Origin of the sequence: Paraburkholderia sp. RL17-380-BIE-A, from assembly GCF_046028085.1 — a bacterium.
GTDB lineage: Bacteria > Pseudomonadota > Gammaproteobacteria > Burkholderiales > Burkholderiaceae > Paraburkholderia.
Map to the genome: position 1 here is coordinate 61846 of NZ_JARESQ010000012.1, position 12254 is coordinate 74099.

At 64.1% G+C, this 12254-nt stretch carries 12 protein-coding genes; 3 read left to right on the forward strand and 9 right to left on the reverse strand.

Annotated features, from left to right (window positions below):
• Positions 1-106 precede the first annotated feature (106 nt).
• The 5 genes from P0D68_RS20875 to P0D68_RS20895 form a co-directional block, all read right to left on the reverse strand.
• Entirely contained in the window at positions 107-1966 is a 1860-nt protein-coding gene (locus P0D68_RS20875; protein WP_408299434.1) for a TRAP transporter large permease, read from the reverse strand.
• Between the two features lie 4 nt (positions 1967-1970).
• Positions 1971-3014, reverse strand: a complete 1044-nt coding sequence (locus P0D68_RS20880; RefSeq protein WP_408299436.1) for a TRAP transporter substrate-binding protein — start codon at positions 3012-3014, stop codon at positions 1971-1973.
• 157 nt (positions 3015-3171) lie between these two features.
• Positions 3172-3936, reverse strand: a complete 765-nt coding sequence (locus P0D68_RS20885; RefSeq protein ID WP_091803195.1) for an SDR family NAD(P)-dependent oxidoreductase — start codon at positions 3934-3936, stop codon at positions 3172-3174.
• Between the two features lie 88 nt (positions 3937-4024).
• Positions 4025-5023: a transketolase family protein gene (locus tag P0D68_RS20890; protein ID WP_408299438.1), complete on the reverse strand. Its 999-nt coding sequence runs from the start codon at positions 5021-5023 to the stop codon at positions 4025-4027.
• Positions 5020-5865 (reverse strand): transketolase, encoded by an 846-nt coding sequence (locus P0D68_RS20895; protein ID WP_091803187.1) that lies wholly within the window; start codon positions 5863-5865, stop codon positions 5020-5022. Before P0D68_RS20895 ends, P0D68_RS20890 begins: the two co-directional genes overlap by 4 nt.
• 131 nt (positions 5866-5996) lie before the next feature.
• Here P0D68_RS20895 and gcvA point away from each other — a divergent pair, with 131 nt between their 5' ends.
• The 3 genes from gcvA (at position 5997) to P0D68_RS20910 (ending at position 8587) form a co-directional block, all read left to right on the forward strand.
• Positions 5997-6887, forward strand: coding sequence for a transcriptional regulator GcvA (gene gcvA, locus P0D68_RS20900; protein WP_408184830.1), 891 nt, complete (start codon positions 5997-5999; stop codon positions 6885-6887).
• Positions 6888-6992: 105 nt separating this feature from the next.
• On the forward strand, positions 6993-7706 hold the full coding sequence (locus tag P0D68_RS20905; RefSeq protein WP_091808848.1) for an alanyl-tRNA editing protein: 714 nt from the start codon (positions 6993-6995) through the stop codon (positions 7704-7706).
• Between the two features lie 26 nt (positions 7707-7732).
• Positions 7733-8587 carry an AraC family transcriptional regulator gene (locus P0D68_RS20910; RefSeq protein ID WP_091803181.1) on the forward strand — a complete coding sequence of 285 codons (855 nt, stop codon included), beginning with the start codon at positions 7733-7735 and terminating at the stop codon, positions 8585-8587.
• Between the two features lie 41 nt (positions 8588-8628).
• Here the strand turns inward: P0D68_RS20910 and P0D68_RS20915 are convergent, their stop codons facing one another.
• From P0D68_RS20915 to P0D68_RS20930, 4 genes are all read right to left on the reverse strand, one after another.
• Entirely contained in the window at positions 8629-9027 is a 399-nt protein-coding gene (locus P0D68_RS20915; protein WP_408299441.1) for a hypothetical protein, read from the reverse strand.
• 11 nt (positions 9028-9038) lie between these two features.
• Positions 9039-9707 (reverse strand): RraA family protein, encoded by a 669-nt coding sequence (locus tag P0D68_RS20920; RefSeq protein WP_091803174.1) that lies wholly within the window; start codon positions 9705-9707, stop codon positions 9039-9041.
• Positions 9704-10765, reverse strand: a complete 1062-nt coding sequence (locus P0D68_RS20925; RefSeq protein ID WP_408299443.1) for an amidohydrolase family protein — start codon at positions 10763-10765, stop codon at positions 9704-9706. The genes P0D68_RS20920 and P0D68_RS20925 overlap by 4 nt, the downstream gene beginning before the upstream one ends.
• Positions 10766-10864: 99 nt before the next feature.
• Positions 10865-12187 carry an MFS transporter gene (locus P0D68_RS20930; RefSeq protein WP_408299445.1) on the reverse strand — a complete coding sequence of 441 codons (1323 nt, stop codon included), beginning with the start codon at positions 12185-12187 and terminating at the stop codon, positions 10865-10867.
• Positions 12188-12254: the final 67 nt, after the last annotated feature.

A 12254-nucleotide genomic window follows, 5' to 3' on the forward strand; every position in this document is an offset into this window, starting at 1 on the left:
AGGCAGCCCAAATGAGCGGCCCGAAGAAGCAGGCGAAAAAAGCGTGCTGAAGAACATCGCGCGAGGCCGGCGCGGCGCGTGCCTCGCGCTTCTGCGACTCACAGAATCAATGCAGGAACCCCGTCGAAATCCACGGCACGGCGGCCACGATGATCAGGCCGACCATCAACGCGGCGATGTAACCGAGAATCGGTTTCATACCTTCGTCGGGATGGATGCGGCTCACCGCGCAAGCAGAGTAGTAGCCCACGCCGAACGGTGGCGCGAACAGGCCCACGCCCATCGAGAGAATCACGACCATGGCGTAATGCACGTCGTGGATATGCATGGCGCGCGCGATCGGGAACATCAGCGGGCCGAACAGCACGATGGCCGGAATGCCTTCGAGCACGCTGCCGAGGATCACGAACACGCAGATCGAGGCCGCCATGAACATCGCCGCGCCGCCCGGCAACGCGCCTAGGGTCTGCGCGAGTTGGCCCGAGAAGCCGGATTGCGTCAACGCCCATGCCATTGCGGTGGCCGAGCCGATGATCAGCAGGATCGCGCCGGACAGCGTGGCGGTATCGATTAGCATGGGCTTGAGCCGCTGCCACTCGAAACGGCGATAGATCAGCAAGCCGGCCAGCACCGCATAAGCAATGCCGATAGTGGAAACTTCGGTCGCCGTCGCGATGCCTTCGACCACCGCCGCGCGAATCACGAACGGCAGCGCGAGCGCCGGAAACGCGATCACCAGTTTGCGCAGAATCTCGCCGCGCGTTGCACGTTTGACGTTCGACATGTCCTCGCGCCGATAACGCCACTGCACGACGATGCACAACGTAATCGCCAGCACGATGCCCGGCAGCATGCCGCCCGTGAAGAGCGCCGAGATCGACACGCCGGTCACCGAGCCGAGCGTGATCAGCACGAGGCTCGGTGGAATCGTCTCGGTCTGCGCACCGGTCGCGGCGAGCAGCGCCACCAGATCGCCCGGTTTCGCGCCGCGCGCTTTCATCTCCGGAAACAGCACCGGCGCGACCGCCGCCATATCGGCGGCTTTCGATCCCGAGATGCCGGACACCAGATACATGGCGCCGACCAGCACGTAAGAGAGACCGCCGCGCACGTGACCCAGCAGGCTCGCGAGAAACGCGATCATCGCCGCGGCCATGCCGGTCATCTCGATCAACTGGCCGAGGAACACGAAGAGCGGCACGGAGAGCAGGATCAGATGCGACATGCCTTCGTCCATCCGGCCCACGACGACCGGCATCGGCGTGTTGGTGGTCAGCGCGAGATAGCCGAAGGTGGCGAGTCCGAACGAAAACGCGATCGGCACGCCGCTCAGCACGCCGAGCGCCACGAGGCCGACGAAGAAGATCAGCAGGTTCACATTGCCGAGGTCGCGCAACACCGGCCCGAGCGCGATGAAGATGCCGACCAGCGCGCCGACCGTCGCGAGCGCGCCCAGCACGAGACGCCAGTTGCCGAGCCGCGCGAGCCGCACCACCGCGACCAGCAGCATCAGCGCCGAGCCGACCGGCAACGCGGCGGCGCGCCACGAGTTCGACAGTTCGAGCGCGGGTGTGGTGATGAACGACTCGTCCTGCGCGAAGCTGATCGCCGGGCCGATCACCATCGCGAGAAACGCGATCGGCGCGGCGATCGCCACCACGTCGAGAAATGCGCGCACGCCCGGCGGCGCCATGCCGACCAGCGCCGTCATCCGCATATGCTCGCCGCGCCGCAAGGCGATCACGGCGCCGAGCATGGCGAGCCAGAGGAACAGCATCGAGGCGAGTTCGTCGGACCACACGAGCGGCGAGTGCAGCAGATAGCGGCTCGTCACCCCCGCGAGCAGCACGGCGATTTCCGCGAGCACCAGCAGGGCAGCGGGTATCTCCACCAGATGCCCGAGCGCGGAATCGAGCGCACAGGCGAAACGGTGCTGCCGCTCGTGCGAATAAGAGATCGAGATCATCGCATCACCCCAGTTTTCCGACGGACTTCTCCAGCAGGCTCCAGGCTTCGTCGCCGTATTTGCTCTTCCAGTCGTGGTAGAAGCTCGTCCTGGCCAGCGCGCCGCGGAATGACTCGCGATCCACGTCGATGAAAGTAATGCCCTTGGTTTTCAGATCGTCGCGCAGCGAACTGCTCAGTTTCGCGATGTCCGCGCGTTGCAGCATCGCGGCCTTTTCGAATTCGCGCGTGACGATAGTGCGGATATCCGCCGGCAGCCGTTCCCACGCGGCACGGTTGCCGAGAATCCAGTAACCGTCCCACACATGCGACGTGAGGCTGATGTACTTCTGTACTTCGTAGAGCTTGGCCGTGGCGATGATCGGCAGTGGATTCTCCTGGCCTTCCACCACGCCGGTCTGCAGGGCCGAATACAGTTCGTTGAAGTTGATCGGCGCCGGGCCCGCATCGAGTGCCTTGAAGAGCGACGTCAGCATCGGCGCCTGAGGCACGCGGATCTTGAAGCCCTTCAGATCGGCGGGCGCACGCAGCGCACGGGTGGACGAACTGATCTGCCGGAAGCCGTTGTCCCACACCTTGCTGACCGACACGATGCCGGACTTGGCGATCTGCGCGCGAATGTAATTGCCGAGATCGCCGTCCATCGCTTTCCACACCGCGTCGTAGTCCTTGAACGCGAAACCGGTGTTGACGATGCCCGCAGCCGGCGTGAGGGTCGCGAGAATCGACGACGCCTGGTTGAAGAACTCCACGCCGCCATTGCGCACTTGAGAAAGCAGGTCGGTGTCGGAGCCGAGCTGGTTCTGCGGAAACAGCTTGATATCGAGGCGGCCGTTGGTCGCTTCACGAATGTGATTGATCGCCTCCTGGGCGCGGATATTCACCGGATGAGTCGGATCCTGGCCGGTGGCGAGCTTGTACGAAAACTCGGGCGCGGCCATGGCGCGTCGCGAGACGCTCCACAAAGGCACGGCTGCGGACAAGGTGGCGCCGGCTTTCAGAAAGGTGCGGCGGCTGATGCCCTGCGGGGCGTTCGAACGGGTAGTCATGGTGTCTTCCTCCAATATGGCGTGTCGTTATGGTTATGCTGAAATCTCGAGCGCGGGCGGCTGCACGTGTCGCGCGCCGCGCCCGTTTGCTGTCTACTGCCAGGTCTCCATCGCCGCCGCCGGCTTCCCGCCAGACGGCCCGTCCTGCCGGGACGGATCAGCCGTGAATGAGCATCCCGCCGTTCACGTCGATCACCGCGCCGGTGATATACGACGACAGGTCCGACGCGAGGAACAGGAATGCGCCGGCCACGTCGTCGGGTACGCCGAGGCGATTCAACGGAATGCCCGCGAGAATCTCGACGCGCTTGTCGTCGCTGATCTTGCCGGCGTTGATGTCGGTCTGGATCAGGCCCGGGGTCACGCAGTTCACGCGGATGCCGTCGTTGCCGAGTTCGCGCGCCATCGCTTTCGCGAGACCGAGTACTCCGGCTTTGGCCGCCGAGTAATGCGGGCCGCCGAGAATGCCGCCGCCGCGCTGCGCCGACACCGACGACATGCAGCCAATCGAGCCGCTCTTCTGTTTCTTCATTTGTGGCACGACCGCTTGCGACAGATACAGCACGCCGCGCAGGTTGACGTCGAGAATGCGATCCCAGCTCTCCGGGTCGATGTCGAGCAGCTTGGCCGCCTGGGTGATACCGGCGTTATTGATCAGGATATCGATCGAACCGAAATCGGCGACGGTGCGCTCGACGGCGGCCTGGCATGCGCCGCGATCGGTGACGTTGCACGCATAGCCGCGATGCTCCGGCCCGATCGAAGCGGCGGCTTCGATTGCGGCCTTTTCGTCCAGATCGAAAATGGCGATACGCGCGCCATGAGCGGCGAATTTGCGGGCGGTCGCCATGCCGATGCCGCGCGGCGACGCGCCGCCGGAAATGACGGCGACCTTGCCGTCGAGAAGACGTGACTCTGACATGATGCGGATCTCCTGAATGTGATGCTTATGGTTTGCTGCTTTCTTTGCTATCGGTTAATACGCTTGCTTGTGCCGATCAAATCGACGCCTAGCGCAGCCAGCCCTTGATCGTGTCGCACATAGCCTCGGTCGAAATACCGTAGCGATCGTGTAGCGTCGGCAGCGCGCCGGCATCGAGAAAGGCGTCGGGCAGGCCGATCTGGCGGAAGGGCGGCGTGACACCGTTGGTCAGCAGCACGGTGGCCACCGCCTCGCCGAGTCCGCCGATCACCGTATGGTTCTCCGCCACGATCACGAGGCGCCCCGGCCGGCGCGCTTCGCGCAGCAGCGTGACCGTGTCGAGCGGCTTGATGGTCGGCACGTGCAGCACGCCCACGTCGATGCGATCGGCGGCGAGCGCCTTGGCCGTTTCGAGTGCGCGCATCGTCATGATCCCGGACGAGATGATCAGCACTTCGGCGCCGTCGCGCAGCAGCTTCGCTTTGCCGAGTTGGAACTGGTAATCGTATTCGTCGAGCACGGCCGGCACGTTGCCGCGCAACAGCCGTGCGTACACCGGGCCGCGATGGTCGGCGATCGCCGGCACCATCTGTTCGATTTCGAGCGCGTCGCACGGGTCGATCACCGTGAGGTTCGGCATCGCGCGAAAGAGAGCGAGGTCTTCGGCCGCCTGGTGGCTCGGACCGTAGCCGGTCGTGAGGCCGGGCAGCGCGCACACCATCTTGACGTCGAGGTTGTCCTCGGCGATCGCCTGGTGGATGAAGTCGTAAGCGCGGCGCGCGGCGAACACCGCATAAGTGGTGACGAACGGCTGCGCGCCTTCGTGCGCCATGCCGGCGGCCGCGCCCATCAGCAGTTGCTCGGCCATGCCCATCTGATAGAAGCGCTCGGGGTATTCCTTCGCGAACAGATGGAGGTCGGTGTATTTGCCGAGGTCGGCGGTCATGCCGACCACTTCGGGGCGGTTGCGCGCAAGTTCCACCAGCGCGTGGCCGAATGGTGCGGAGCGGGTGATCTGGCCTTCACCGGCGATCGAGGCGATCATCGCCGAGGTTTTCAGGCGCGGTTTCGGTGCGGCGGCGCTCATACGGTTCTCCCGGCTTCGAGCGCCTGCAGCGCGAGTTGCCACTCGTGCGCGTCGACGCGGATAAAGTGGTTCTTCTCGCGTGCTTCGAGGAACGGCACGCCATACCCCATACGCGTATCGCAGACGATGATGCGCGGTTGCGCTTCAGAATGCGCGCGCGCCGCATCGAACGCGGCGACCACCGCCGCGAGATCGTTGCCGTCCACGCGTTGCACGAACCAGCCGAACGCCTGCAGTTTCTCGACCAGCGGCTCGAACGCCATGACCGCTGAAGACGGTCCGTCGGCCTGCTGGTTGTTGACGTCGACCATCGCGATCAGGTTGTCGAGCTTCCAGTGCGCGGCGGACATCAGGCCTTCCCACACTGCGCCTTCGTCGAGTTCGCCGTCCGAGAACAGCGTGTAGACGGTGGCGTCCGAACCTTTGCGCTTCAGACCCAGGCAGCGGCCCACCGCAATCGTCAAGCCCTGGCCGAGCGAGCCGCCGGACATCTCCATGCCGGGTGTGTAACTCGCCATGCCGGACATGGGCAGGCGGCTGTCGTCGCTGCCGTAGGTCTCCAGTTCTTCGTCGGCGATGATGCCGGCTTCGATCAGCGCCGCGTACAGGGCGATCGCGTAGTGGCCGTTGGAGAGCAGGAAGCGGTCGCGGCCTTCCCAGTCGGGATCGTCGGCGCGATATCGCATGGCGCGGAAGTAGGCGACGGCCAGCACATCGGCGATGTCGAGCGCCTGGCCGATATAGCCTTGCCCTTGCACTTCGCCCATGCGCAGCGCGTTGCGGCGGATCTGGTAGGCGTGCTCCGCGAGCTCGGGAAAGGGCGCGGCTTCTCTGAGGTTCATTGTCTCGTCTCCTTGTTTGCGTGGGCTGTATCGATGCCGCAGCCAGTGATAACAAGCGTAACCGTCCGCCCACAAGCGCTCAAACGAATTAAAATGGCCGATGGATGAATTGAATTCACGTGGATGCTGCCATGCACAATCGCGTCACACTCAAGTCGATACAAGCGTTCGAAGCGGCCGCGCGGCTTTCGTCGTTCGCGCTCGCAGCAGAAGAACTGTTCGTGACGCCTTCGGCGATCAGCCATCAAATCAAGCTGCTCGAAGAGCAATTGAGCATTCGTCTGTTTCATCGGCTGCATCGCACGGTGCTGTTGACGGACTCGGGGCGGCAATACGCAGAGGAAATCACCTCGGCGTTCGCGCGTATCGACGCGGCGACGCGCGAGATCGGCCGCGTGGCGAAGAGCGACATCCTCACGATTCATTGCACGCCGAGTTTTGCGACCCAGTGGCTGATGCCGCGCATCGCGCGTTTCAGCGCGGCGCATCCGGATATCGACGTGCGTTTGAACGCGTCGTCCGAAGCGGCGGATCTGATTTCGGAAGCGGTCGATATCGACATCCGCTATGGTCCGCGCAAGCTGCAACCGGCCGGCACGTTGGTACTGGAATTGCCGCCGGAGACGATCGTGCCGCTATGCGCGCCGGCGCTCATGAGCGGCGACTATCCGCTGCGCAGCATCGAGGACTTTCAGCACCACTCGCTGATCCATAGCGAAGGCTGTCTGGTCGGCTGGCGGGACTGGATGCGTTTGCATCGAAAGACACGGATCGATATTGGACGCGGGCCGCGCTTCGACCGCTCGTTCATGGCGTTGAGCGCCGCGGTCGATGGCTTGGGCGTGTGTCTGGAGAGCCTGCTGCTCGCGCAGCGCGAACTGGAGACCGGGCGCCTCGTCGCGCCATTCGGCGCGGACGGCCTCAGCGTAAGCGGCTATACGCTGAATCTGCTGAAGTCGCGTGCGGATTTGCCGAAGCTACGCAGCTTTCAGGATTGGCTGTTTGCCGAATTGGAGAGGTAAGGTGCTCCTCGCATGGCCGCCTCCCAGGGCATTTTTGACCAAGACGGCCTCGCACGGGACTGGGTATGCTTGCCATATTCAGTCAATGCATGCGAGGACAACAAGGTGGCGCACTATCTTTGCCATGAGCAGCCGGACCTGCTGGACTTTGAAACGACCGTGATCGCGGCGCGGCCCGGCGCTGTCGTGCTGGGCCGATCCGCTCTGCATCCGGGCGGCGGCGGGCAGGTCTCAGACGCGGCCATGCTCACGCACGCGCACGGCGCCGTGCGCATCACAGGCGTCGCGGCGGAAGGCGATATGCTGTGGCATCTGCTCGACGAGCCGCTGGAGCTGGCCGGCAACGTGCACGTGGCCATCGACGCGGCGCGCCGCGCCACGGTCGCGCAACTCCATACCGCTACGCATATTCTCAATGCGCTGGTGTATCAACGTTTTGCCGGCGCGCTCGTGACCGGCGCGCAGATCAACGCGGACGGCACCGCGCGCATGGACTTCGATCTGCCCGACGCGGATAACGACGCCCTGCGTCTGCTGGAAGAGCCCGCCAACGAAGTGATCCGCAATGCGATGGACGTGCGCGTCTACTATGTCAGCGCCGACGAAGCCAAGGCAACGCAAGGCCTGATCCGCAGCCTCTCGGTGGCGCCGCCGCCGACGCCGGACGGTAACGTGCGTATCGTCGAGATCGGCGATCTGGACCGGCAGGCGTGCGGCGGCACGCATCTGACCAACACCGCGCAGTCGCGGCCCATTCGCATCGCGAAGATCGAAAACAAAGGCCGTCGCAATCGTCGTGTCAGAATCGAGCTGGTTTGATGGGTGTTCAGAAGGGAGCGTGTGCTATGGAGACATCGGATAAGAGCGAGCCGGAAGTGGTCTGCTGGCGCGACGGCGCGCTCGACGGCGCGTGTCTTGCGAGCGCACGTTATGGCAATCACAAGTTCGACCGCCATCTGCACGACGAACTGGTCATCGTTATGACGGAAGCCGGCGCGGGCCAATGCCATACGCGCGCGGGCAGCGAGATTGCCGGACCCGGCAGCGTGCTGGTGTTCGGGCCGGGCGAATATCATAGCGGCGAAGTTTGGGAAGGCCGCGAATGGATTTATCGCGCGATCTATCTGGACATGGAAGGGCTTGGCGCGCTGAGCGCGGTGTTCTCACCCGATGCGCGCGCCGACAAGCCGCTGCTGATTCCGCCGGGACTTTATCAGGATCCGCACCTCGCGGGTTTGCTGGTCAAGGCGCACGCGAGCATGGATGAACAGGGCGCTGTCTCGCTGATGGAGCGTCAGGCGAACTGGTGGGCCGCGATGGGCATGCTGGTCGGACGCTATGGGCGCTCCGGTGAGGAGCCGGTCGAGCCCCGGCGCGAAGCGCGCAAGATGGAGCAGGTGCGCGAGTATGTCGCCGCCAATTACGAGCGTGATATCTCAGTCGACGAACTGGCGGAACTGGTCGGGCTGAGCCGTTTTTACCTCACACGCGCTTTCTGCAAGGAATTTGGCTTGCCGCCGCACGCCTACGCGACCCAGGTGAGGTTGCTGGCGGCGAAGCGGATGCTCGCTGCCGGCCACAATGCGGCGACGGCCGCGGTAGCGGTGGGCTTTTACGATCAGAGCCATCTGAACCGGTTGTTCAAGCGCGCCTATGGCATCACGCCCGGCGCGTATGCGGCGTTGAAGCCGGGGCATTGAGCCGCGGCTCGCGGCTCGCGTTTCGCATTTCGCCGCCACCATCACGCGGGCAGAGGCACATCCTCGATCAGCGCCGCCCGCACCGCACGAATCCTGCGGTCGACGAAGTACCCTCCGCCTTCCACGTAGCGCAGATAAAGCCTCCCGCACAACGAGCATTGCCACACGGCGCACCGGTTATACGGGAAGTATTTCGGCGCGATAGGCGCGTCCGCCGCCCAATAACTGGTTTTGCCCGGCAGATACTCACTGAACGTCGGCTCCGGATCGTCCTCCGGCAACAGCGTGCCGATTTCCTCGAACTGCGTTTCATCGAGCGACAAAGGTTGCGATTGCCAGCCGTCGAGCGGGGTTTTCGTGCACGAGCAGGGCGCGGTAGCGCGCGTTTGCGCATCGCGCGCGAGGTCGAGGAGTGTTGCCGTGTTCAGATATTGCGCCATGTGGCCCACAATCAGTTGTTCATCATTCGTTCCCGGTGCGGAACGACCCACGAGCGGTCGAATCTGCCGTCGGCTATCGACTTCAGCGCCGCTGTTTCTTTCGCATGCTGGCGACGCGCGCCTTCGATCACCGCTTCCACGTCGGCGGGCGCGATGGCGAGCAAGCCATCTTCGTCGCCAACAATGATATCCCCAGGATGCACGACCATGCCACCGACCGTGACCGGTACGTTGATTTCGCCCGGTCCGTTCTTGTATGGGCCACGATGCGTGACGCCCCGCGCGTACACCGGAAAATCGCGCTGACGCAGCGCGCCGACGTCACGGATCGCGCCGTCGATCACGAGACCCTGAACGCCGAGACTTTCCGCGAAGCTGGCCATGATCTCGCCCATCAGCGCCTGGGTGAGATCGCCCGCGCCGTCGATCACGAGCACGTCGCCGGGCCGGCAAAAGTCGAACGCGCGATGAATCGCGAGATTGTCCCCTGGCCGGGTGTGGACCGTGACGGCGGTGCCTGCCATGGGTCTCGGTTGGTGATAGGGCCGCAAGCCCACCATGCCGCTCGCGCGCGCCATGTTGTCGCTCAGCAGCGACACGGCCAGTTCACGCAATGCGTCTAGCGTGGCCGGCCTCGCCTGCGGCGCGGACTCGTATTCGCGCCATCCGATTGGATTCATACCGTTGCCCCTTGAGTTGCTGGTGTAGCGAGCTGTCGATCGAATTGACGATCGAGTTGACGCGAGAGCCGCGCATACACGGCGCGCGCGTTGTCTTCGTAGATACGCTGGCGGTCGGCGTCGCTGAGCCAGTCGATGGCGTCGATATAGCGGCGGGTGTCGTCGTAATAGTGGCCGGTTTCCGGATCGATACCCTGTACCGCGCCGATGGTTTCCGACGCGAACAGGATGTTGCCGACCGGAATGACCTTGGCGAGCAGTTCGGTGCCGGGCTGGTGATAGACGCAGGTGTCGAAGAACACGTTGTTCAGCAGGTATTCGCTTAGCAGCGGACGCTTCATGTCCTGCGCGAGTCCGCGATAGCGTCCCCAGTGATACGGCACGGCGCCGCCGCCGTGCGGGATGATGAAGCGCAGCGAGGGAAAGTCGGCGAACAGATCGCCCTGCAGCAATTGCATGAACGCCGATGTGTCGCCGTTGATGTAATGCGCGCCCGTTGCATGGAAGTTCGGATTGCACGACGACGAGACGTGGATCATCGCCGGCACGTCAAGTTCCACCATCGCCTCGTAGAGCGGATACCAGGAGCGGTCCGTGAGCGGCAGACCGGACCAATGTCCGCCGGACGGATCCGGATTCAGATTGCAGCCGATAAAGCCGAGCTCTTCGACACAGCGCCGCAATTCGGCGATGCAGTTGGCGGGCGGTACGCCCGGCGCCTGCGGCAATTGGCACACGCCGACGAAGTTGCGCGGAAACAGTTCGCACACGCGATGCACAAGGTCGTTGCATTCGCTCGACCAGAGGGCGTTGGCCTGGGCGGTGGCGAGGTGATGGCCCATGCCGGCGGCGCGGGGCGAGAAGATCGTGAGGTCCGTTCCGCGCTCCCGCTGGATACGCAGCTGGCCGGTTTCGATGCTCGCGCGAATTTCGTCGTCGGTGATCGATGGCCGTGGCGGCGGCGTGCCGCCGTCCTTGAGCGCGGCGATCTGCTGCGCGCGCCAGGTTTCGTGCTGGCTCGGTGCGGTCGTGTAATGACCGTGACAATCGATGATCATGGTGTGCCAATCCTGTGAGTTGTCGCTGCGCGTGCATGCGCAGCGCGCGCAGATTCGATCCGCTGTCTGTTCAATCAGCCTGTCCGGCCGTGCCGCTTCTCAGGCGCGCGGGGCGGGGTCGCCGGCGGCGAGGGAAGTTGCTTCGTCTTCCGCCGGTGTGACCCGCATGACCAGCGCGATGATCGTCGCAACAACCAGAAAGGCGGCGATCGTCAGCAAGGCCAGCTTGAAATTGCCGGTTGCGCTGCGCACGAGGCCGATGCTCCACGGCCCGACCAGGCCGCCGAATTGCGCGATGGTGTTGATCAGCGCGATCGTCGCGGCGCCCGCCGCGCCGGTCCTGAACGACGATGCGAGGCTCCAGAACAGCGGGTTGCCCGCATAGATGAACAAACCGGTCACGCACAGCAGCCCATAAGCGATCACGGGGTTCGGTGCGTAGGCGCTGCCGGCAATGGCCAGCGCGCTCATGCCGTACACGAATGCGAGGTGCTTCTTGCGGTCGCCGGTGCGATCGGAACTGCGGCTGACGAGGAACGTGCCCAGCACGCCGAGCAAAGGTGGCGCGGCCGATAAAAAACCGACTTCGAGATTGGTCAGGTGGCCGAGGCTCTTGACGATCTGCGGCAACCACAGAAACAGGCCGTAAATGCCAACCAGCGCGCAACCGAACAGGCAAGCAAGACTCCATACGCGGATGTCGCCCGCCACGCGCAGCAGCGGGAAATGCGCGTTACCGCCCACGGCTTCGCGCTCGGCGGCGAGCGTCGATTCGAGCCAGCGCTTTTCGTCGACGGACAGCCAGTCGGCATCGGCGGGGCGTTCGGTCATGATGCGCAGCGTCAGCAGGCCGAGCAGCATGGCCGGCACGCCTTCGAGAATGAACATCCATTGCCAGCCCTGCAAGCCGAGAATGCCGTTCGCGTAGGTCATCAACGCGGTGGAAATGGGACCGCCCAGCACCGCGGAAAATGAACCGGCGATGATATAGCCGCCCACCGCACGCGCGCGGTAGCGCACGGGAAACCATTTCGTCAGGTAGACGGCGACGCCCGGCAGAAAACCCGCTTCCATGACGCCGAGCAGAAAGCGCAGCACGTAGAAGCTCGAATCGTTGAACACGAACGCCGTGGCGGCGGCGACCGCACCCCAGGTCAGGAGAATGCGCGCGATCCAGCGGCGTGCGCCCACGCGATGCAGCAACAGGTTGCTCGGCACTTCCAGCAACATGTACCCGACGAAGAAGATGCTGCCCGCGAACCCGAACACGGCCGGACTGAACCCGAGCTGCCTGTTCATGTCCAGCGCGGCGAAACCGATATTGATCCGGTCGAGATAGTTGAAGAACATCATCGCGAAGAGCAGGGGCATCAGGCGCCCGTAGACTTTTCGCATGGTTACGGCTTCGTTGATCGCGTCCATCCTGTCTCCTACCTTGCGGCGACGGCCGTAGCCGTGGCTGCGTTCTAATCATATGTGAGCCAATGAT